A 20,554-nucleotide genomic window follows, 5' to 3' on the forward strand; every position below is an offset into this window, starting at 1 on the left:
GTTAAGACACGGACTTTGTTCTTTTGGTTACACATTCAATCAAAAGTCCATTATCTGGAGTCTCTTTTTTGACTCAGAACTCAAGACTTCAGACTCAGGACCAAAAAGCCCCCGGGGGAGAGGGTTAATCTACTAATACGCCAATATAATAATTAAACTCATCAACTTCTACATTATCCTTAGTTACGCCTGCCACATCAAAAGGCTGAAACCTGCTGGTAGGCGTTATCATTTTATACTCGCCGCCTTTGGCCCGTATTTTTACCGGCATAGTAAAGCCGGGTGCTTCGGCTACATAACGCGCCATCAGCCTGCCGTTGTTATCAAATCTTAGCTCTAAGGTAGCCAAACTTTTATGACGCAGGTACTGGTCAAACACGCTGCTAAAATTAAAGCCCGATTCTTTGTTAATGTAGTTTACAATATCATCATAAGTTACGGTTTGGTGGTAAAAGGTTTTGTTTAAACCGCGCAGTATCTGGCGCCATTTTTCATCATCGTTAATGGCTGTGCGTATCATGTTAAACAGCACCGAACCTTTGTTGTACATATCACCCGAACCTTCCTTATTAACGCCGTACGGGCCAACAACTGTTTCGTAGTTACCAATAGTGCGGCGCAGCCCATGGTCATACTCCTGCCCGGCTTGCTTGCCATAATACATATCAATAAACAGCGACTCTGAATAATCGGTAAAGCCTTCGTGTATCCACATATCGGCAATATCCTTGCTGGTAATGTTGTTGCCAAACCACTCGTGCCCGCTCTCGTGCACCACAATATAATCCCATTTCAGGCCCCAGCCGGTACCGCTCAGATCGCGGCCCAGGTAACCGTTTCCAAATTTATTGCCGTAAGCTACTGCGCTTTGGTGCTCCATACCCAGGTGCGGGGTTTCAACCAGTTTGTAACCATCCTCGTACCAGGGGTACGGGCCAAACCAGTATTCAAAGGCCTTAAGCATCCGTTTTACATTGGCATCAAATTGCTTTTTAGCTTTCTCTACATTGTACGATAACACCCAGTAATCCAGCGTAAGCTTGCCTTTTTCGCCCGCGTAGCTGTCGCTGATGTGAGCGTAATCGCCGATGTTGGCTGCGATGTCGTAGTTGTTGATGGGGTTGCTCACAAACCAGTCGAATTTGGTATAGCCATTCTTCAGGTCGGTAACCTTACGCAGGCGCCCGTTCGAAACATCCTTTAAGCCGGTAGGCACGCTGATGCTGATCAGTGCGCTGTCAACCTCATCGGCCTGCTGATCCTTGTTGGGGAACCAAACACTGGCGCCCATACCCTGGCAGGCCGTAGCTACCCATGGTTTGCCTAACGAATCGGTAGTAAACACAAAACCGCCATCCCACGGTGCACGCACGGCAATGGTTGGGTTGCCCGAGTAATAAACGGTAAACTCGTCTTTACTGCCTTTGGCAATAGTTTTAGGGAAGGTTACAAACACGGCGTTAAACTCGCGGGTGTAAGGCACTTCTTTACCTTTATAGATGATCTTTTCTATTTTCAGGTTAGCAAACAGATCAACCTGCAGCCTGGTAAAATCAGCCATAGCCGTAAATTTGATCAGGTTGCTGCCGCTGATAAATTTCTGCGCGATATCTACCTTCACATCCAGGTGGTAATAACTAACATCGTAACAGGTGCGGTATGGGGTTGTCAGGCTGCCGCGCAGCGTATCGGCACGGGTAAAAGCAGGTTTAGGCTGCATTAGTTGCGCTTTTGCAGTAATGGCGCTAATGCTCAAAGCCAATGCGCAGGTAATAAGGTGTTGTATTTTCATTTAGGTCAGTTAAACGTATAATCAAATTTGCAACATTTTTCCCGAAGACATAGGTATTTATCGGTATTTTTTAGTTTGGTTTTGTCTCTCTATTATCAATTTGGCAATGGCTCAAGTTCTTTTCGATGCCGGATATATTTGCTGATGATGTTTGAATAATGGTCATTGAACTGAACCTGGGTAATAGAAGCATAATCTACTGATGTTGACTCTTTATCGAAATAGCCTTCAGCATCAAAGTATTGGATATAAACATATTTGCTACCCACATTTGTTATAGGTCCGATAGTAAAAGTATCTATTTCAGGGGTTTCACATTCAACTATCACAGTTAAATCCTTTTTTTGTAATTGTTTAAAAACAGACTGCCAGCTTTTTAGATCTACTACAAAGTCAATTCCAATCTCATCTGTTATTTTTTCCCACCTCATTATTTTATCATAGTATTTATCAGCACGATTCATACGCAGTTCACAAATTTGCCAAATAGGTAATATGATATACCCTAATGCTCTAAAGTCATCCGTTTCATGAAGCAGAATAAAATCTTCAGAATACTGCAAAATATAACCGGCGCTTTTTTCTGTTCCACCACCCGGTATTTGCCTGATGATTTTTACATACTTTTTGCTTTCCTTATGGAACTTTATCCGCTCTATGATCTTATCGTTTTTCATTATTAGCATAGCGATGGGTTTCAAACCCATCGCTATTATGTTTATTAAATCTTACTTACCGACGATAACCCTATTATCAATTTCGCAACGCTTCTCGCGAACACATAGGTATTTATCGGTATTTTTTAGTTTGTTTTCAGTTGTTAATTATCATTTCCGCAATATGATCTGCCGGGTTTTCCATAGATCTTACGCCGACAAACACCAATCGCCTAATGACCGGTGAACTAACAACCAAAACCTAATTTACAACTTTCTTTTGATAAAACTGTATCCCATAATTAAGACTGACCATCTTGTGTGGCCGCTTGATCTGTATATAACCTTCTTATTTATATTTGTATCATTACAAATCACCTGCTCCTTATTAAAATGTATCTAAAAAAGTATTTACACCTCTTTTTTACAATCTCCCTGTGTTTTGCTGCAGCGGGCCTGCACGCGCAACAGCCCGTTCTGGCAGATAATAACACCGATGAGCATATTTTTCATTCGGGTGAAATTGAGTACCTCGAAGATCCACAAGGCAAACTGACCATAGATCAGGCCGAAAGCCAGGCCTTGAGCACCCGATACCAGGTTGCAAAAAATTACTATCCTAAAAACTACAACCTTAGATCGGTTTATTGGTATCGCGTTAAGCTTAATATTGAAAACGACAATAACGGGATATTTGAGTTTTTTGATCAAACCATCGAAGATATTACCGCTTATCTGCCCGATGGCCGTGGTAGCTTCACCGTGAAGAGATCGGGTGCCGCATATGACTTTAAAAACCGGTTGTACCAACACAAAAACTTTGAGTTTCCTCTTAATTCGCAATTAAAGGGTGAGCATACTTATTATTTCAGGGTACGGTCAAGCAAGAACGCAAACATCATTATTGTTTACCGAACCATTGAGCGCTTTATAAAATATGCCTTAACCGAGTATTTAACCTTCGGGCTATTTTACGGTATGATCGTCATCTTCAGTTTTCATAATCTGCTCATGTTTATTGCCATCAGGCGGCGGCGCTATCTTTTTTATGTTTTATATATCCTGAGCGTGGCCCTGTACGAAATGTCGGTTGATGGCATCGCTTTTCAATATGTATGGCCAAACTACCCTGCCTATAACGAGTTCGCATTCGGTTTCCCGTTATTTACGATGAGTATTTTTGCCCTTGTATTTACCCGCGAGCTTTTGCATGTTAAAGACAAAGCCCCAAAACTCGACCTGGTAATTAAAGTTATGCTTGGCGTGCGCGCGGGTTTCTTCGTATTATGCCTGTTCAATACCTCATTGTTCAATTATAAGATATTGGAACTGATACCGCTTACTGTGGCATTTTTTACAGGCATTTATATCTGGAAAAATGGTTTCAGGCCGGCACGTTTTTTTGTTTTAGGGTACTCGTTCCTGTTTACAGGGTTTATTGTTAAAATATTGAGCGTATACGGCTATGCCCGTTTTTTACCAGGCGTGTTTGGCCATTACAGTTTAGCATACGGCTTTGTTTTGGAGATGGTTTTCCTGTCTTTCGCTATTGGCGATCAGGTCCGGATCCTGAAAAAGCAAAAGGACGAAGCCCAGCAAAGGATCATGGAGCAAATGACCGTAAATGCCAAACTCAAAGACGCGCTAAACGAAGAATTAGAGATACAAGTGGCTAAACGTACTAAAGAAGTTGTGCTCAAATCAACCGAACTGGCTATCAAATCACAGGAAGTATTCGAAAAATCAGCATTGATCGAAGTTCAAAACCAGGAACTTCAACACAAAAACAACCTGCTCGAAAAACAAGCCGAAGAGATATCGCGGATGAATGTGCTGCTCGAAAAAGACAATATCAGCCTCAAATCCAATATCGAAACAGCCAATACGGCGCGGACGATGTTGACCGAACTGAGTTTCGAAGAATTTAGTGTTAAATACCCGGATCAGGAATCGTGCTTAAAATTTCTGGCCGAATTGAAATGGCAAAAAGGGTACACCTGTACCAAATGCGGTAACGATCATTACGCTATAGACGACCTTAACCATAGCCGGCGATGCAGCAAATGCCGCTATAAAGAATCGCCTATGTTCAATACCATTTTCGAAAACAACAAGATACCGCTTAATAAAGCATTTTACATGGTCTACCTGATCTATTTTTCAAAAGGTTTGATATCATCGCTCAAGTTGTCGGAGAAGCTGCAGATCAGGCAAAGTACTTGCTGGGCATACGCCAATCGTGTAAAAAGGGTAATGAACGAGCGCAAAAAGGAACTGAAAACAACCAGCAAATCGGGCTGGAGCTCGTTGATTTTGAAATAAGGCCAGGTGGCGATCGGCTATTTTGTTGATTTAAATTTATAGGCGATCAATGGTAATAACCGCCTATAAATTCTATCTTCATCCTCAAAATTCGTCAACACCTCAATTTTTCTACCATGAAAAAAATTTGCACCCTTATCTGTAGCTGCTTGCTTGGTTTGGTAACTTACGCCCAAAACATCCCGGCCATCATACCCAAGCCTGTAAAGCTAACCGTGCGCCCCGGCGAATTTTTGTTACCTAAAACTTTAACCATCTGTGCAGTTGGTAATGTCAGTAATGCCTCAGGCTACTTATCAAAAAAACTGGCCGACCTTGGTTTTAAACCAACTGTAAAACCCGGCACAACAGGCGCCATCAAAATGCAATTACTCAGCAAAACCGATACCGTCATCGGCAACGAAGGCTATTACCTCACCAGCAACACCCAGGGTATAATGCTTAAAGCTAATACGTCGGCCGGGTTGTTTTACGGCGTGCAAACCCTGCTTCAGCTAATGCCGAACACTCCGGGCGGAAAACACAGTGTACCACACCTCCAAATAACCGACCGTCCACGTTTTGCCTGGCGGGGTTTGATGTTCGATGTTGTTCGCCATTTTTTTACCAAAGCCGAGGTAATGCGTTTTATTGACGAGATGGCCCTTTACAAATTCAACCTGCTGCACCTGCACCTGGTCGATGACGAGGGCTGGCGCATCGAAATAAAAAGCCTGCCTAAACTAACACAGGTAGGCGCATGGCGCGTAAACAAGGTTGGCGACTTTGGCTCCTTTACCGCACCTACGCCCGATGAACCCCGCACCTATGGCGGCTATTACACTCAGGACGATATCCGCGAGCTGGTAGCCTACGCCAAAACACGCTTTATTGATATCATGCCCGAGATAGACGTGCCCGGCCATAGTTTAGCGGCCGTAGCTTCATACCCCGAATTATCCTGCACGCCCGGAGCCGAGAATTATCATGTACGCTCGGGCGAGCGGATCATGAATTTTAGCGGCGGCCTCACCGCACTGGTTGATAATACCCTCTGCCCCGCCAACGAAAGGGTTTACACTTTCCTTGACCAGGTTGTGGGCGAAATGGCGCCGCTGTTCCCCTTTGCCTATATGCACATGGGTGGCGATGAATGCGCCAAAAACTTCTGGCTGAAAAGCGATTCGGTAAAAGCCCTGATGCAGCGCGAAAACCTGCAAAACATGGCGCAGGTACAAAGCTATTTTGAAAAAAGGCTGGAAAAGATCGTTGAATCGAAAGGTAAAAAATTTATGGGCTGGGATGAGATCGTAGAAGGCGGGCTTGGCCCGAACGCTGCTGTAATGAGCTGGCGCGGCGTAAAAGGCGGTATCGAAGCCGCTAAACAAGGCCACAACGTAGTGATGAGCCCCACCGATTTTGCTTACCTCGACTATATGCAATCCGACCGCGTAATGGAGCCGCATGTTTACGCCACCCTACGCCTCAACAAATCCTACCAGTTTGACCCGATCCCGACAGACACGATCGACGAACACCTGATCTTAGGCGGCCAGGCCAACCTGTGGACCGAACAGGTTTACAACATGCGCCAGGTGGAGTATATGATATGGCCACGCGCTATGGCTATTTCCGAAGCTGTTTGGTCGCCCAGGGGCAGCAAAAACTGGCCCGACTTTGCCCAACGCGTAGAAAAACACTTTACCCGGCTGGACGAAGCAGAGATCAAGTACTCCCCCGCGGTGTACGACCCAACCTTCACCACATCGCTTACCGCCGACAACCAGTTACAGGTAACCCTAAGCACCGAGATCGACGGCTTAGATATCTACTACAGTTTCGATAACTCGTATCCCGATAAGTTTTATCCGAAATATACGGCCCCGCTCATCGTACCCAAAGATGCCAGCCTGCTGCGGGTAATAAGCTATCGCAACAACAAACCCATCGGGCGAATGATCACCATGCCTGTCAGCGAGCTAAATACAAGGGTAAAAAGAAAACCGGTGCAATAGAGGAAATTCCCAAAAAGCGTTGGATTGCGCGATTCCCCTCTAGAGGGGGTGGAGGGGTGTGCCCTTTATACGGCATAACATACTCCTTCATCACATTCAGTCGATTCGCTACCCCAAACCTCCTGGCTTGTGGTCCGAATGGCTAATGCTTGGGCAAATATCTTCTTCATAGCGATGGGTTTCAAACCCATCGCTATACCAAACCCGCCCGGTTAAGCGTCCGCGCTTAATCGCACCTTTAATGTAAGCGTCCACGCTTACGTATAACTACTCCTGCAACACAGTTACCTTCACGCTCGATGGTGCTTCCTTGTCATGGAAGATCCGCATCGTGGCAGCTTTAAAATCGCTGTCCTTAGCCTTGTAAATATCGATAAACTGCTGCGGGTTTCGGTCGCTAAGCGGGAACCACGAGTTTTGTACCTGTATCATGATCCGGTGACCCTTTTTAAACGTATGGCCAACATCAGGTAGAGTGTATTTCACTTCAGTAATGCGGCCCGGCTCAAAAGCTTCCGGCTTTTCGTACGAGTTGCGGTACCTGCCGCGGAAGATATCGCCACGAACTAACATCTCGTAACCACCCATCGTTATGTTTTTAGGGTTAGGCACCGGGTTCGGAAAATCATCCGGGAAAACATCGATCAGCTTCACTACAAAGTCGGCGTCTGTACCGCTGGTTGAGGCAAACAGGTCGGCAATTACCGGGCCGGTCAATGTCATGTCTGCGGTAAGCACATCGGTCTGGTAAGTTTTAACATCGGGCCTGCGCTCGGCAAAACGCTGGTCGTCTATCATGTACTCGCGGGTACGGCGTTCCTGCACACCGGCCTGGTAAGGCACCGGGCTTGCCGGGTCGCTCACGTACTGATCAAAGCTGTCATCGTAATTCGGTTTATCGAAGGTTATTTTACCATTTGCCTGTAAGTACAGTGATTTTTCAACTGTATTTGCAGGCGGCCAGGTTTTAAACTTGTGCCACTCGTTACTGCCGGTAATAAAAATGGTAGCCTCCGGCAGGTCCATGGTGCCTTTATCCTTCAGGTAATAATTGAAGAAAGGCAGTTCCACATTCTCCCGGAACCAGGCGCTGGTTTTTTGGCCGAAGTTCTGATCGCCAAAAGTATCGCCATCGCTGCGCTCCCATCCACCGTGAAACCATGGCCCTAACACCAGCATATTTTTGGTGGTTTGCGGGTTTTGTTTCTCGATAGCTTTGTAAACGTTTTGCGCGCCAAAAGCATCCTCGGCATCAAAAAAACCACCAACGGTTAATACAGCAGGTTTAATATTTACCAGGTGTGGACGAATATTCATTCCCTGCCAAAACGAGTCGTAGTTAGGGTGGTTCATCATATTATCCCAAAACTTCACCGAATCGCCCAGGTATTTCTTTTTAAAGTTAGGCAGTGCGCCCATCTCCAGGTAAAATTTATAGTTATCGTGCTGGGTATATTTAACCCTGTTTTTAAACTGGGCGGGAGTGATCGGTTTAGGACGGGGTACACCAAAACCGGTTAAAAACGCAAAAGCATCCATCTCAAAAAACGCACCGTTGTGGTGAAAGTCATCACCAATAAACCAATCGGTAACCGGCGCCTGCGGCGATACCGCTTTCAAAGCCGGGTGCGCATTTGGCAGCGAGGCGGTCGAATAAAATCCTGGGTACGATATCCCCTCGATACCTACACGGCCGTTATTGTTCGGTAAGTTTTTTACCAGCCAGTCAATGGTATCATAAGTATCGGTGCTCTCGTCAATATCAGTTTTGTTTTTGTAGCTGTTTAGCTGCGGGCGCACATCTACAAAATTGCCTTCGCTCATCCAGCGTCCGCGCACATCGGCATACACAAAAATAAAACCCTCGCGTGCCAAAAGCATATTTTGCCCTAATGTGCCTTTCATACCATCGCCATAGGGGGCAGCGTTATAGGGTGTGCGGGTCATTAAAATGGGATATTTTTTACTTTGGTCTTTAGGCACATAGATCGAACACCACAGTTTAATGCCATCGCGCATGGTAACCTGTTGTTCCATTTTACTGTAATTATTTCTAACATACAGTGAGTCGTCAATCTGTTGTTGTGTTCGGGCAGCAGGGCGCTGGGCATAAGCGCCGGTGCAAAACAGCGCAATGCAAAATGCGAGTAGCGTTTTTTTCATTTCGTTTTGTTGGTCAGTTAAAGAAAGCTAATTTAGATAAAGCATATCGATTTTAAAATCACAATATTGATACGGATATATTTATGCACGCAAAGGCGCTAAGCTGCAATAAAATCGCGATACGCACATCGCAATACGCAATACTAACCTAATCTTTTTTTGACACTCTTTTGATTTCGTTAGCATTTGATAATGTTTAACTTTGGCGCGTAAAAATCACACTACTATGCAATATGATGTTGTTGTTATCGGTTCGGGCCCTGGTGGCTATGTAGCCGCTATCCGTTGCGCCCAGCTGGGTTTAAAAACCGCCTGTATCGAAAAATACGCTACCTACGGCGGTACCTGTTTAAACGTGGGCTGTATCCCTTCAAAAGCTTTGTTAGATTCGAGCGAGCATTTTCACAATGCCGGCCACACTTTCGAAACCCACGGCATTAAGCTAAAGGACCTGAAAGTTGATATGGCGCAAATGATGAAGCGCAAAACCGAAGTAGTAGCAAAAAACACGGCAGGCATATCCTTCCTTTTCAAAAAAAATAAAATAGATGGTTACCAGGGTATGGGATCATTTAAAGATAAAAACACCATCATCATTACTAAAGAAGATGGTTCAACGCAAGAGATCACCGGTAAAAACGTCATTATCGCCACGGGTTCAAAACCGTCAAGCCTGCCTTTTATCAAGCTTGATAAAAAACGCATTATCACCAGTACCGAGGCTTTAACCTTAACCGAAGTACCTAAACATCTGGTATTGATCGGCGGCGGCGTTATCGGTTTGGAGTTGGGTTCGGTTTACGCGCGCTTAGGTGCCAAAGTATCGGTTATCGAGTTTATGGATGGCATTATCCCAACCATGGATAAAGGCCTGGGCAAAGAGCTGCAAAAAGTGTTAACCAAACTGGGTATGGAATTTTACCTTGGTCATAAAGTTACCGGCGCTACTGTAAAAGGCAAAGAAGTTACCGTAAGCTTTGATAACCCTAAAGGCGAAAAAATGGAACTGAAAGGCGATTACTGCCTGGTAGCCGTTGGCCGTGTGGCTTATACCGATGGTTTAGGTTTGGATAAGATCGGCATCACCGTTGAAGAACGTGGCCGTAAGATCACCGTCGACGAGCACATGGAAACCAGCGTTAAAGGCGTTTATGCTATTGGCGACGTGATCCGCGGAGCAATGCTTGCCCACAAAGCCGAAGACGAAGGTACCATGGTTGCCGAACTGATTGCCGGCCAGAAACCGCATATCAATTATAACCTAATTCCGGGCGTAGTATACACCTGGCCCGAAGTTGCAGCCGTAGGCCAAACCGAAGAGCAATTGAAAGCAGCAGGCGTAAAATATAAAACAGGTTCGTTCCCGTTCCGCGCAAGCGGCCGTGCCGTTGCCAGTGGCGATATGGATGGATTTGTAAAAGTTTTAGCCGATGCCACAACAGATGAAATCCTGGGCGTACACATCATAGGCCCGCGTGCTGCCGATATGATTGCCGAAGCCGTTTGTGCCATGGAGTTCCGTGCAAGCGCCGAGGATGTTACCCGCATGAGCCACGCGCACCCAACCTATACCGAAGCGATGCGCGAAGCTTGCTTAGCAGCTACGGAGAATCGTCCTATCCACATATAGTTTTAAGTGGCAGTTGCAGTAGCAGTTTAAATTCAAAAAGACTGCTACTGCAACTATTAAACTGCCGCTATTCCCAAATTTTCATTCAATATGGACGTTGTTATCAATACGGGAATTATTTTAGCAACGATAATAGTAATGGAGGCTTTCTCCTGGTTTATCCATAAATACCTTTTCCATGGCCCGCTATGGTTTATCCACAAAACACATCACCAACCAAAACACAGTTGGTTTGAGTTAAACGATCTCTTCAGCCTGCTTTTCGCGATGATTGCCTTATGGCTGATGTGGCTGGGGCATTTAAATTTAGATTCTCGTTTCTGGATAGGCACCGGTATCAGTTTATACGGCATCATCTATTTCATCTTCCACGATTGGTTTATCCATAACCGTTTCAAAGCCTTTAAAAGTAACAACCGCTACCTAAGCGGCATTCGCCGTGCTCATAAGATCCATCATAAATCTTTAGAAAGGCAACCCGCTGAGGAGTTTGGTTTATTGGTGGCGAGTAAAAAGTGGTTTAAAAGATAGATACTTATCGAATCTCAAACACACCCAATTCGTTATTATCCAAAAATTCTACAATAGAGTTCTCAAGAGACAATAATTTTTTGGCTATTTCTATTGTAGAAAGATTGCCGGTTCTCAGCCAAATTATTTTCGGAGGAAACCCCAGTAAATTGTGAAGCTCGGTAAAGTCCTCATCAAAAGTTAAAACATGATAATCATTGGTACTTGCGAATTGCCAAATTTTAAAGTCTGATAGCCTTTGATTTTTTTGAATCTCGTTAGAAGGTAGGATAGTCCAATCGGGCAGTGATTTTTTGAGTCGCCATGAAATGTTCTCATCAACAATAGACGAATCTCAGGCAAACTTCACTTTCCTTTCTTTATCCGCAGCATATGCTAAACAAGCATAAATATGATCCTCATTTAGCTGGGGGAAATCTGCTATAATTTGTTTATGCGAAGAGCCTGATGCCAGCCATTGCAACACATCGTACACAGTTATGCGTGTACCCATAATTACAGGTTTACCGAATCGAACTTCCGGGTTAATCTCAATGTACTTACTGTAATCAATTAATTGCGACATAACTCAATTTACATAAAAATCCTTCACAAATAAATACCAATTATCCGGCCGAAGAATTTGGCGTATTGTTGGCGAATAAGAAGTGGTTTAAGAAGTAATCGAATTCTTACGTTATTGTCAATGACAATTTAGCCAGTCCCATAACATCGCAAATTATACTCCCCCTCTTGACCAAACCCACAAATAAATTACATTTGTAAACCTAAATGACTGAGATAGCCCTAATTGTTCATGCTTGCGACAGGTACAGCTTATTGTACCAGGGCTTTGAGTATTTTTTTAAACGCAACTGGCCCTTTTACGAGGTTAACATTAAATATTACTTTTTTACTGAAGAAGCCGGTTACCAGTCGGACCTGTTTACCAATATCAAAACCGGCAAAGGCGAATGGAGCGACAGGCTGCTCAACGGCCTCAATCAAATTCCGGAAGAATACATCATCTACTTCCAGGAAGATATGTGGCTAAGCCGACCGGTGTCCGCCGAAACGGTGAACAAGATCATCGCCTTCGCTTTAGAGAAAGACATTAACCTGTTCAAGCTTTCCAGTAACAGTATTTATAACACTACGTCGACAGGTAATTATATCGACGGGCTATCGGTTTCGGTGCTTAACAACAAAGCGAGCAAGTATTTAATGTCGCACCAGGTATCCATCTGGAAAAAAAGCTTCCTTGCCGATCAGCTTACCTATAAAGAACATCCCTGGCGCAACGAGCGCGAAGGCACCAAACGCCTCCGCATCCTTAATCCTAAAATTTACCATATCGACCTGCTAAGCGAAAACGGACAGCATGCGATCAATAATAACGGCAAATATTTAAAACCAGGCCGTTACTATACCGTATCGCAAAATGCGCAGCTTAACAACACGGCTTTACCCTTTATTGAGGGTATGAAACAAGCTGCTGATGAACACACCAGGCAATACGCGCTCAAACTGCAACACAATTACGATCACGCCATCACTCATGACGGCCAGAGCAAACCCCGTAAACAAGATATCTTTAAAAAGATCAAGAATGCTTTAAAAGGGATCTTCGGGGCAAAATAACTTCGCAAAGGCGCATAAGGCGCTAACAAGAGATTTTAAAAACTTTGCGCCTCAGCGCCTTTGCGTGCCAATAATCACTTAACTTTGAAGTCGTGAACCGCTCATCTACACCTATCCAACCAACAATTGCCTATACCTCAGGTTATCAATACCTGTCATCAGCTCAAAACAGGTCGTTTTTGTTGGTGTTGATATTAGGCATCATGATCAACCTTGCCGGCATCACCACCAAATTTTTCACTGATGATCCTGGCCTGTACGGTTTAATAGCCCGCAACATGGTGGAGAGCCATAACTACGCCAACCTCATGTTCCAGGGGCTTGACTGGCTCGATAAACCTCACTTTCCGTTCTGGGTCATCGCGCTAAGCTTTAAGCTGTTTGGCGTAAATACCATTGCCTACAAGTTGCCCGCGTTGTGCTTCTATTTCATGTCGGTAATTTACACCTATAAGCTCGGCAAAAAGTTTTACGGTGTCGAAACCGCTTTGATAGCCGTGTTAATTCTTTTAACCGCCCAGCATACCATCATGTCAAACACCGATGTGCGTGCCGAACCTTATATTATGGGCCTGCTGATGGGCAGTGTTTATCATTTTTATGGTTTAAAAGAGAAATTCGGCTTACGCGATCTGCTGCTGGGTACCCTGTTCGCCGGCTGCGCTGTAATGACCAAAGGCATCTACCTGCTTATCCCTATCGGTTTTGCCATCATTGGCGATTATATTTTTAAAGGTGATTTTAAGGGCCTGTTTCAATGGCGGTGGCTGTTTGCTATAGTGCTTACCGCGATATTTGTACTGCCCGAAATTTACACCCTGTACACACAGTTCGATCTTCATCCCGAAAAAACGGTATTCCACCGTAAAGGCGTCTCGGGCATTAAATGGTTTTTGTGGGATAGCCAGTTTGGTCGTTTTAACAGCACAGGCTACATTAAGCGCGATGACGGCAGTTACTTTTTCTTTCTGCATACACTGCTTTGGGCGTTTGCACCCTGGGCGCTTTTGCTTTACTATTCAGTGTTCCAAACCATCAAAAAAATAGTAACCCGGGTTATGCTGCCGGAGTATGTCTGTATTTCGGGTGCGGGGGTAATGCTATTCATTTTCTCTATTTCGGCATTTCAGCTTCCGTTTTACACCAATATCCTGTTCCCGTTCTTCGCCATCATTACAGCGGTATATGTACAATCGGTTATCGCAAAAAGCAAAGGGCGCTTCTTCAAGGTCACCCAATACATCATTACAGGTTTACTCATTGTCGCTTTTATCGCGCTCAACTTTATCTTCTCGCCCGAAAAGTTTGTGGTGTTCGGCTTGATCACCCTTGCGCTCGGCCTGCTCACCTGGTATATCTACAAAAATAGTCGATCAGTATATTACAACCTGTTTTTATTTACCTGCTGTGTGGCAGTTTGGCTCAATACTTATTTTTTAAGCGTAGTGTACCCAACCATCATCCGCTATAAACCCGAGGTACAGGCATCAGCTTATGTTAACGAGCATTTAGCCGACAGGCCCATTATTGTCATCTGCGCCATACCCAATGCTTTTCCGTTTTATATTCCCCGGTCAATCGAAGTTAATTCCCTTAGCGGCTTACTGGCCAAACCTGTTGATAAAAACGCGGTGGTGTTAATTGATGATAACCTGGTTAAACAAATGGACTATCGAAAGGTTAATTATACGGTGATCAAAGCTTTTGAAGATTATCCGCAGGAGAATTTAACTTTGCCTTTTATACTGGAGAAACAACGCTACAAAACGCTCGACCATTTTTATTTGGTGAATATATTAGGGATGAAAAAGTAACAAATACAAAGCGCCGGCTTGTGCGATTCCCTCCCCACGGGAGGGTGTAGGGAGGGGTTTATACGCCATGCCAGCGAATAACCCCTCCCTGCCACATCACAACCTATCGCACCCCTCCCCAAGGAGGGAATTGAAAAAGTTGATTATAACTTATATTTTAGACTACTATGCTGCAGATCCATCAAAACATCTCTCTAAAAAATTTCAACACTTTTGGTATTGATGCCAATGCCCGCTATTTTGTTGAGATAGACCATGCCGCCGACCTGGTTGAGCTGTTTATGGACCCGCAATGGAAAACCACCGAACGACTTATTTTGGGTGGTGGCAGCAACTTGTTGCTTACACGGGATTTTGATGGCCTGGTTATCCGGATGAATATCCGCGGCATTGAGCACCGCATTAACCATAACGAGGTTTTTGTAGAGGCAGGCGGCGGCGAAGTTTGGAACGAGTTTGTACAGTACTGCGTTAAATGGCAATTTGCCGGGGTTGAAAACCTGAGCCTTATCCCGGGTTCGGTTGGTGCATCGCCCATTCAAAATATCGGCGCTTATGGTGTCGAGCTCAAAGATGTATTTGATTCATGTGTGGCATTCGAGATCGCGACAAGCACTTTTAAAACTTTTACCAAAGCCGATTGCCATTTTGCTTATCGCGAAAGCATATTTAAGCAGCAGCCCGGCCAACACATTATTGTGAGCGTCAAATTCCATTTGTCGCTCATCCCCGATATCAATACCCGCTACGGCGCCATCGAACAGGAGTTAACCAACCGTGGCATTACCGCGCCCACCATCAAAGATATTTCCGATGTGGTATCACATATCCGCGTATCCAAACTGCCCGATCCGTCAACCATTGGCAACGCGGGTAGTTTTTTTAAAAATCCGGTAATAACGGAGCAGGAGTTTGAAATAGTTAAAGCCAAAGCCCCCGAAGTGGTGCATTACCCTGCCGGGGATGGTTTGGTTAAACTGGCAGCAGGCTGGCTCATAGAGCAATGCGGCTGGAAAGGTAAAGTGGTGGGCCATACCGGCACCTGGAAAAACCAGGCATTGGTGCTGGTCAATCATGGCGGCGCAACAGGCCGCGAGGTTTACGATCTCTCTTCTCAGATCATCCAAAGCGTACAAACCAAATTCGGCGTTACGCTGCAGCGCGAAGTAAATATTCTGTAATAAAAGCCAACTGTTTTAAAAAGTATACAGAAAACTATACACTGTACTACAATTCTGTTTTTGTGTACGCAGGCTTGCAATACCCATAAATATTTTACACCAATTTTTAAAAACAGCCTAATTATCAGCTAATTGTAAATTTCGACACTATTTAAAAACTTATCGTAATAGTCTTTTTAAACTGCTCGCCGTACCTTAACCCATACACTAATTACAAAGCGGTATCATGTTTGTTTTAGAGTTTGTCACAAAACATTAACAACATGACAAAGATTGAGTTTAACACCATGGTACTACGTCAGGCAGGTTCATTGAGGTCATACGCGCTTCACTTCACTCACGACGCTGATGATGCTAACGACCTTGTTCAGGACACAATGTTGAAAGCCATAACTTATTATAATAAGTTTAAAGAAGGTACAAACCTAAAAGGCTGGTTATATACCATCATGAAAAATACTTTCATCAACAATTACCGTCGTTTTGTTAAGATGAGCACTTTTGTTACCAAATCAGATGAGATCTCATCGCCAAACCTGGTATTCAGCTCAACTAAAAACCAGGGCGAGGCTAAATTTGTGATGGACGACATTAAAAAAGCCTTAGAGCGTTTACCCGAAGATTATTACATCCCCTTCACCATGTATTTTGAAGGCCACAAATACCACGAAATTGCCGATGATCTGGATATCCCTATCGGTACGGTAAAAACCCGTATCCACGTAGCGCGTAAGCTATTGAAAAAGAACCTGAAAGCTTATGATAACGGCATTAAAAAACCGATCTACGCCGAAGAGGATTGATCAGTAATTAAACTCAATACATACATCTACATATAGTCAAATGCCTGCGAACCTCGCGGGCATTTGTCGTTTAAAAAGAACTGGCGATTGATCTGCGCATCCGCACATTCACAACCCATTCTGTACAAATACCCTTACTGTTTTAACATACCTTACCATGTAATATTGGTTTAAAGGTGTTTCGGTAACACCATCCTGCCTGCCCGATGTGGAGTGGATAAACTTAATATCCTGGCCGGGCTGCGTGGTAATGATGCCCATATGGCCAACAATTCTCCCGGTGGTATCGGTGCCGGTGAAGAGGATCAGGTCGCCCGCCTTTGCTTCTTTCAGATTAACGGGCTCACCGGCCAAAGTAAAATCAACCGATGTGCGGGGTACGTTGATACCGAAATGATTAAAAATATAGGTAATAAAACCTGAGCAATCAAACCCCTGTGCCGGGTTGATCGAGCCATATTTGTAGGGTATACCGATCAGTGTGCGGGCATAGTTGGTCACCTGCACCGGCATAATGTTGCCGGTAGAAATAGTTACCGGATGCGGTACCGGCCCATCCATATTATCGGACGACATCTCCGGCTGGCCACATCCTACAGCAGCCACAGTAAGCAACAGGTAAATTTTTTTGAAGGTTCGCATACAACATAGTATTGATATTATACTATCGTTGCAAAAACTAAACCAACGGGTTAATTTATTATCCGCACATCTTCCATCCTACCTTATACATCTACCATCACCATCCATCTTCTATCACCTTCATCGCTTCCTTAGCCGCCACCTGCCCCGAAATAATAGCCGGCGGCACCCCCGGCCCGGGCACCGTTAGCTGGCCGGTATACAGCAGATTGTGGATATGCTTTGCCCGCATTGCGGGTTTAAAAAAAGCGGTTTGTTTTAAGGTATTGGCCAGGCCGTAGGCATTGCCTTTGTATGAGTGATAATCGGTTTTAAAATCATTAAGCGCGTAGCTGCGTTTTACAACAATGTTTTCGCGGATGCTTTGCCCGGTGATCTTCTCAAATCTATCCATCATCACTTCGAAGTACTTTTCGCGGGTTTGTTCATCGTCGGGCAGGCCGGGAGCGATGGGCATTAAAAAAAACAGGTTCTCGCAGCCTTCGGGTGCAACATTATCATCCGTTTTTGAGGCGCAGCATACATAGAACAACGGCTTCCCCGGCCACTTCGGGTCGGTATAAATATCGGCCGCATGTTGTTCAAAATCTTCATCAAAAAACAAATTATGATGTTGTATGCCATCCACCTTTTTATTGGTGCCGATGTAGAACAGCAGGCTCGATGGCGACATGGTACGTTTGTCCCAATATCGCTCGTCGTAGTTGCGATGCGGCTTGTCAACCAAAGCCTGGTCCACGTGTTGGTAATCGGCACCGGCAATAATAAAATCGGCTGCTATGGTACCCTGATTGGTTTCAATGTTTTGGGCCCGCTTGTCGCGAATGTTAATTTTGGTAACCTCTGTATCCAGGCGCACTTCCACGCCCAATTCTTTAGCTACAGCCACCATGGCTTTTACAATCTGGTGCATGCCGCCCATAGGGTACCAGGTGCCCAGGGCAAGGTCGGCATAATTCATCAGGCTGTACATGGCGGGGGTATTTTGCGGCGTGGCGCCTAAAAACAACACCGGGAACTCCAACAGTTTAATCAGTTTTGGGTTTTTAAAATGCTTACGCACATGCTTGCTCATGTTACCCAGCATTTGTATCCGCAGGCTTTGGATGATCAGTTTCAGATCAATAAACTCGGTAATGGAGTGCGATGGGCGGAAAACATAGTCGCCCATAGCTACTTTGTACTTGTACTCTGCCTGCTGCAAAAAATGGTGCAGGGCATGGCTGCTTCCGGGTTCAATTTGTTCAAACAGGTTTCCCAGTTCTGGCATACGCGCCGGAATGTCCATCAGGTCATCTTCTCCGTAAAAAATGCGATATCCCGGATCCAGCCGTTTCAGGGTATAATAGTCCGAAACCTTTTTACCAAACAGGGCGAAGTAATTTTCAAACACGTCGGGCATCCAATACCAGCTTGGCCCCATATCAAAAGTAAAGCCATCCTTTTGCCAGATGCGTGCCCGCCCGCCGGGTTGCCCGTTCTTTTCAACTATAGTTACCCTATATCCGGCCTTAGCCAAAACCGAAGCCGCCGATAAACCGGCAAACCCCGCCCCGATAACAATAATGTGTTTGCGATTGTCCATAGGCTATAACGGGCCTAAAGTAATCATTTGTTAGCGTACAGGCAGCAATAAATCAATTAGCCGCAGTACGTGCAACCGGTGCAGGCTTGTTTTGTGCAAAACGTTTGGCAATAACGGCCAGTTGTTCGTCATTGAGTTTTGATGTCGCTTTCAGCACGCCAACAAAGAACGCCACTTCCTTTTCGCTGGCAGGGCAGCCAACGCTTTCGCCTGGTGCATCAAGTGATGCTCCCGCAGGGCGTACCTGGCTATCGGCTAATTCTTTACCATTGGCATCAAGCACCAGCCAAAACGGCAAGCCCGATTTTTCGCCTTTATATTTCTTCAGCACGTCTAACGATCCGGGATTTTCCAGGCTGGCTTTTGCAGGGCGCTCCAGTACATCCAAAGTAGCGATCACATAATTATCGTCGAACATTGTTTTACACGATGGGTCGTTCAGGCTCGCTTCCATTTTTTTGCACCAGCCGCACCACGAGGCATGGAAAATGAGCAATACCTTTTTATTTTCTTTAGCGGCTTGCGTGTAAGCCTGTTTTAAAACACTTTCGGATGTTGGCAGGGTGGTTTGTGCAAAGCCAGTAGCCGCAAACATAAAGCTAAAAGCAATGAATAATATCAGTAGCCTTTTCATGGTTAAATAGTTTTGATAGAGCAAATTAGGCAATAAACTATTTTTATCTGTCAAAATAACGCAACCTTCTGGCTGTTTGTTTTGTTATGTCATCCGCATGACAATGCACACTAAAAAAAGATGTGCTATTTATAACTAAATTTGCTCACCGCATGGCCGATAAAATGGATCTTTTTAATAAAACCTGCTTTGACTGCAGCAAGCTGATAACCAACAATTACAGCACCTCGTTCAGCCTGGGTATCAAAGCTTTTGATCAGCGTTTCCGCGATGCTATTTACGCCATTTATGGTTTTGTGCGTTACGCTGATGAAATTGTAGATACTTTTCACGACCGTGATAAAGTAGCCCTGATAGCCGGTTTTCGCGACGAGACCTTTGCCGCTATTGAACAGGGTATCAGCCTTAACCCGGTTTTGCACGCGTTCCAGATCACGGTTAACCGTTACCACCTGGAGCCCGAACTGATCGAAGCTTTCTTACTGTCGATGGAAATGGATCTTGATCAAACCAACCACAGTCACGAAAGCTATCACTTATATATTTATGGCTCGGCCGAGGTGATCGGGTTGATGTGTTTACGCGTTTTTTGCGAGAACGACCAAACCCTGTACAATGCCTTATTGCCCAAGGCACGCAGCCTGGGTTCAGCCTTTCAGAAGATCAATTTTCTGCGCGATATCCGCTCCGATTTTGAAGAGCGCGGCCGCGTTTATTTTCCCGGTGTCGATTTTAACCAGTTCGGCGAAAGCGATAAACGGGCCATTGAAGCCGACATCAAAACTGATTTTGACGATGCCCTTGCCGGGATCAAACATCTGCCGCAAGGCACACGGCTTGGCGTATACATTGCTTACGTATATTACCTTGAGCTGTTTAACAAAATAAAAAAAACGCCCGCCGGTACACTGATGCAAAAACGTATCCGGGTATCTGATACACAAAAAATGGCGTTGTACGTAAAGGCCGTGGTACAGCAAAAATTGAATAAGATATGAGCATCTTTTTAAATTCCCCTCTCAGGACGGTAATATCCAGCGCCTTTTTAATTCCCTCCCTGGGGAGGGGTGCGGCAGGCTGTGATGTGGCAGGGAGGGGTTTCTGTGCGATGCTTAATGATGAAACCCCTCCCTACACCCTCCCGGGGGAGGGAATCGCGCTTTCCCCTCGCTCGGAAAAATCGTCTG

The 20,554-nt window shown here is 44.9% G+C and carries 17 protein-coding genes; 9 read left to right on the forward strand and 8 right to left on the reverse strand.

The window, feature by feature from the left end:
• Window positions 1-124: 124 nt before the first annotated feature.
• Window positions 125-1,792: a M1 family metallopeptidase gene (locus ACFGVR_RS08055; RefSeq protein WP_448702281.1), complete on the reverse strand. Its 1,668-nt coding sequence runs from the start codon at window positions 1,790-1,792 to the stop codon at window positions 125-127.
• Window positions 1,793-1,887: 95 nt separating this feature from the next.
• Window positions 1,888-2,469, reverse strand: a complete 582-nt coding sequence (locus tag ACFGVR_RS08060; RefSeq protein ID WP_448702282.1) for a hypothetical protein — start codon at window positions 2,467-2,469, stop codon at window positions 1,888-1,890.
• Between the two features lie 372 nt (window positions 2,470-2,841).
• On the opposite strand from ACFGVR_RS08060, the gene ACFGVR_RS08065 reads away from it, so the two are divergent.
• Together ACFGVR_RS08065 and ACFGVR_RS08070 are read left to right on the forward strand one after the other, a co-directional pair.
• Window positions 2,842-4,770, forward strand: a complete 1,929-nt coding sequence (locus ACFGVR_RS08065) for a 7TM diverse intracellular signaling domain-containing protein (protein ID WP_448702283.1) — start codon at window positions 2,842-2,844, stop codon at window positions 4,768-4,770.
• 116 nt (window positions 4,771-4,886) lie between these two features.
• The gene (locus ACFGVR_RS08070; RefSeq protein ID WP_448702284.1) at window positions 4,887-6,764 is read left to right on the forward strand and encodes a beta-N-acetylhexosaminidase; all 1,878 of its coding nucleotides are present in this window, start codon (window positions 4,887-4,889) and stop codon (window positions 6,762-6,764) included.
• A 267-nt stretch (window positions 6,765-7,031) separates the two neighbouring features.
• Here the strand turns inward: ACFGVR_RS08070 and ACFGVR_RS08075 are convergent, their stop codons facing one another.
• Entirely contained in the window at window positions 7,032-8,927 is a 1,896-nt protein-coding gene (locus ACFGVR_RS08075; protein ID WP_448702285.1) for a CocE/NonD family hydrolase, read from the reverse strand.
• A gap of 226 nt (window positions 8,928-9,153) precedes the next feature.
• Here ACFGVR_RS08075 and lpdA point away from each other — a divergent pair, with 226 nt between their 5' ends.
• Window positions 9,154-10,557, forward strand: a complete 1,404-nt coding sequence (gene lpdA / locus ACFGVR_RS08080) for a dihydrolipoyl dehydrogenase (protein WP_448702286.1) — start codon at window positions 9,154-9,156, stop codon at window positions 10,555-10,557.
• A gap of 90 nt (window positions 10,558-10,647) precedes the next feature.
• Window positions 10,648-11,088, forward strand: a complete 441-nt coding sequence (locus tag ACFGVR_RS08085) for a sterol desaturase family protein (RefSeq protein ID WP_448702287.1) — start codon at window positions 10,648-10,650, stop codon at window positions 11,086-11,088.
• A 4-nt stretch (window positions 11,089-11,092) separates the two neighbouring features.
• Here ACFGVR_RS08085 and ACFGVR_RS08090 read toward each other — a convergent pair whose 3' ends face one another.
• Together ACFGVR_RS08090 and ACFGVR_RS08095 are read right to left on the reverse strand one after the other, a co-directional pair.
• Window positions 11,093-11,413 carry a DUF5615 family PIN-like protein gene (locus ACFGVR_RS08090; protein ID WP_448703034.1) on the reverse strand — a complete coding sequence of 107 codons (321 nt, stop codon included), beginning with the start codon at window positions 11,411-11,413 and terminating at the stop codon, window positions 11,093-11,095.
• Window positions 11,414-11,422: 9 nt separating this feature from the next.
• A complete protein-coding gene (locus ACFGVR_RS08095) occupies window positions 11,423-11,653 on the reverse strand; it encodes a DUF433 domain-containing protein (protein ID WP_448702289.1) in 231 nt (76 codons plus the stop codon).
• 206 nt (window positions 11,654-11,859) lie between these two features.
• Between ACFGVR_RS08095 and ACFGVR_RS08100 the strand changes: the two genes are divergently transcribed.
• The 4 genes from ACFGVR_RS08100 (at window position 11,860) to ACFGVR_RS08115 (ending at window position 16,506) form a co-directional block, all read left to right on the forward strand.
• The gene (locus ACFGVR_RS08100) at window positions 11,860-12,708 is read left to right on the forward strand and encodes a hypothetical protein (protein WP_448702290.1); all 849 of its coding nucleotides are present in this window, start codon (window positions 11,860-11,862) and stop codon (window positions 12,706-12,708) included.
• 92 nt (window positions 12,709-12,800) lie between these two features.
• Window positions 12,801-14,522, forward strand: coding sequence for a glycosyltransferase family 39 protein (locus tag ACFGVR_RS08105; RefSeq protein ID WP_448702291.1), 1,722 nt, complete (start codon window positions 12,801-12,803; stop codon window positions 14,520-14,522).
• Window positions 14,523-14,689: 167 nt separating this feature from the next.
• Window positions 14,690-15,703 carry a UDP-N-acetylmuramate dehydrogenase gene (gene murB / locus ACFGVR_RS08110; RefSeq protein WP_448702292.1) on the forward strand — a complete coding sequence of 338 codons (1,014 nt, stop codon included), beginning with the start codon at window positions 14,690-14,692 and terminating at the stop codon, window positions 15,701-15,703.
• A gap of 263 nt (window positions 15,704-15,966) precedes the next feature.
• Complete coding sequence (locus ACFGVR_RS08115) at window positions 15,967-16,506, forward strand: RNA polymerase sigma factor (protein WP_448702293.1); 540 nt, start codon at window positions 15,967-15,969, stop codon at window positions 16,504-16,506.
• Between the two features lie 108 nt (window positions 16,507-16,614).
• Here the strand turns inward: ACFGVR_RS08115 and ACFGVR_RS08120 are convergent, their stop codons facing one another.
• The 3 genes from ACFGVR_RS08120 to ACFGVR_RS08130 all read right to left on the reverse strand — a co-directional run bounded on the left by ACFGVR_RS08120 (window position 16,615) and on the right by ACFGVR_RS08130 (window position 19,367).
• Window positions 16,615-17,148: a C40 family peptidase gene (locus ACFGVR_RS08120; protein WP_448702294.1), complete on the reverse strand. Its 534-nt coding sequence runs from the start codon at window positions 17,146-17,148 to the stop codon at window positions 16,615-16,617.
• Between the two features lie 97 nt (window positions 17,149-17,245).
• Window positions 17,246-18,733, reverse strand: coding sequence for a phytoene desaturase family protein (locus tag ACFGVR_RS08125; RefSeq protein WP_448702295.1), 1,488 nt, complete (start codon window positions 18,731-18,733; stop codon window positions 17,246-17,248).
• Between the two features lie 52 nt (window positions 18,734-18,785).
• Entirely contained in the window at window positions 18,786-19,367 is a 582-nt protein-coding gene (locus ACFGVR_RS08130; RefSeq protein WP_448702297.1) for a thioredoxin family protein, read from the reverse strand.
• 152 nt (window positions 19,368-19,519) lie between these two features.
• Between ACFGVR_RS08130 and ACFGVR_RS08135 the strand changes: the two genes are divergently transcribed.
• Window positions 19,520-20,365, forward strand: coding sequence for a phytoene/squalene synthase family protein (locus tag ACFGVR_RS08135; protein ID WP_448702299.1), 846 nt, complete (start codon window positions 19,520-19,522; stop codon window positions 20,363-20,365).
• Window positions 20,366-20,554 lie beyond the last annotated feature (189 nt).

Source organism: Mucilaginibacter aureus (genome assembly GCF_053514885.1).

Coding starts and splice junctions, on each gene's coding strand:
- ACFGVR_RS08055 (WP_448702281.1), bottom strand. CDS start 1,792: ATGAAAATACAACACCTTATTACCTGCGCATTGGCTTTGAGCATTAGC.
- ACFGVR_RS08060 (WP_448702282.1), bottom strand. CDS start 2,469: ATGAAAAACGATAAGATCATAGAGCGGATAAAGTTCCATAAGGAAAGC.
- ACFGVR_RS08065 (WP_448702283.1), top strand. CDS start 2,842: ATGTATCTAAAAAAGTATTTACACCTCTTTTTTACAATCTCCCTGTGT.
- ACFGVR_RS08070 (WP_448702284.1), top strand. CDS start 4,887: ATGAAAAAAATTTGCACCCTTATCTGTAGCTGCTTGCTTGGTTTGGTA.
- ACFGVR_RS08075 (WP_448702285.1), bottom strand. CDS start 8,927: ATGAAAAAAACGCTACTCGCATTTTGCATTGCGCTGTTTTGCACCGGC.
- lpdA (WP_448702286.1), top strand. CDS start 9,154: ATGCAATATGATGTTGTTGTTATCGGTTCGGGCCCTGGTGGCTATGTA.
- ACFGVR_RS08085 (WP_448702287.1), top strand. CDS start 10,648: ATGGACGTTGTTATCAATACGGGAATTATTTTAGCAACGATAATAGTA.
- ACFGVR_RS08095 (WP_448702289.1), bottom strand. CDS start 11,653: ATGTCGCAATTAATTGATTACAGTAAGTACATTGAGATTAACCCGGAA.
- ACFGVR_RS08100 (WP_448702290.1), top strand. CDS start 11,860: ATGACTGAGATAGCCCTAATTGTTCATGCTTGCGACAGGTACAGCTTA.
- murB (WP_448702292.1), top strand. CDS start 14,690: ATGCTGCAGATCCATCAAAACATCTCTCTAAAAAATTTCAACACTTTT.
- ACFGVR_RS08115 (WP_448702293.1), top strand. CDS start 15,967: ATGACAAAGATTGAGTTTAACACCATGGTACTACGTCAGGCAGGTTCA.
- ACFGVR_RS08120 (WP_448702294.1), bottom strand. CDS start 17,148: ATGCGAACCTTCAAAAAAATTTACCTGTTGCTTACTGTGGCTGCTGTA.
- ACFGVR_RS08125 (WP_448702295.1), bottom strand. CDS start 18,733: ATGGACAATCGCAAACACATTATTGTTATCGGGGCGGGGTTTGCCGGT.
- ACFGVR_RS08130 (WP_448702297.1), bottom strand. CDS start 19,367: ATGAAAAGGCTACTGATATTATTCATTGCTTTTAGCTTTATGTTTGCG.
- ACFGVR_RS08135 (WP_448702299.1), top strand. CDS start 19,520: ATGGCCGATAAAATGGATCTTTTTAATAAAACCTGCTTTGACTGCAGC.